The sequence below is a fragment of the Empedobacter brevis NBRC 14943 = ATCC 43319 genome, from assembly GCF_000382425.1.
GTDB classification, from domain to species: domain Bacteria; phylum Bacteroidota; class Bacteroidia; order Flavobacteriales; family Weeksellaceae; genus Empedobacter; species Empedobacter brevis.
This window is the reverse complement of the sequence record NZ_KB908318.1, coordinates 1-1,281: the sequence shown is the minus strand read 5'-3', so window position 1 is coordinate 1,281 and position 1,281 is coordinate 1. Positions and strand designations below refer to the sequence as shown.

Below are 1,281 nucleotides of genomic sequence, written 5' to 3'. Positions count from 1 at the left end.
TTTAGAGGAAAAGCCACAAAAGTCGTGACCACGCATAAGCGATTGGGAAATAATTTTCCTGTTAAAACCACAGAAGTTTTCTCTTATGATAAATTCGAGCGTTTAACCAAACATACGCATCAAATTAACACCGGAAAAGTAGAAGTGTTGACGCAGAACAGTTACAACAACATTGGGCAATTAACGTCCAAAAAAGTAGGAAACACCACTGCTTCGCCTTATCAAACTGTCGATTATCAGTACAATATACGGGGATGGTTGACACAAATAAACGACATCACCAATTTGGGAACCGATTTGTTTGCCTTTAAAATCAATTACAACACAAAAGACCAAACCAAAGCAAGCAATGCAACTCAGGAATTGTTCAACGGAAATATTGCACAAACTTTATGGACAAGCCAGGAGAATCCTTATATCCGTTCATACGATTACAATTATGACGGGTTAAACCGCCTGACCAATGCGGGCTATTCCAATCTTTCCAAAGATTTTGCAGGAACTTATGACGAGCAGTTGAGTTACGACCACAACGGAAATATCCTGACTCTAAAACGTTATGGACAAACCGAACAGGCCACTCCACGATTGATGGATAATTTGACCTACAATTACGAAAATGCGGAAAAAAGCAACCGTTTATTAAAAGTGACCGATTCGTCGAATACCTTAGGGTTTAATGATGGCAACAAAACCGGGAATGATTATGCATATGATAAAAACGGTAATCTAAAAACAGATTTAAACAAAGGAATCACGGATAGTATTACCTACAATCATTTAAATTTACCTACCTTAGTGAAAAAGGGTACCCAGACAATAGAGTATGCGTACAGTGCAACAGGTGTTAAGTTAAGGAAAATTGTAAAAGCACAGCAAGGTGTAAATGCCGGATTAACCACTACCACTACCGAGTATTTGGACGGATTTCAGTACAAAGACGGGGTATTGCAGTTTTTTCCGACAACAGAAGGATATGTAAATGCGATAACAGCAGGATCAGTGGCGTATAACTATGTCTACAACCTGACCGATCATTTGGGAAATGTACGCGTAAGTTATGCGTGGGACGATGTCAACAGTAAATTAAAAACCGTCAACGAAGACCATTATTATCCGTTTGGTTTACAACACAAAGGCTACAATAAACCACCATCGGATATTACCATACGAGAACGCGAACTGATTGAAATTGGTGTAGGAATTGGAAATACTTCCGGGTCCGCTAATTATAAGTATAAGTACAACGGGAAAGAGCTTCAGGATGAGCTGAATCTCAAT

Annotated in this window: 1 pseudogene; it reads left to right on the top strand. The window is 39.0% G+C overall.

Features of this window, described 5'->3' with window-relative positions:
- Nucleotides 1–1,281 (top strand): annotated as a pseudogene (locus H277_RS20340) (hypothetical protein); the annotation flags it as partial.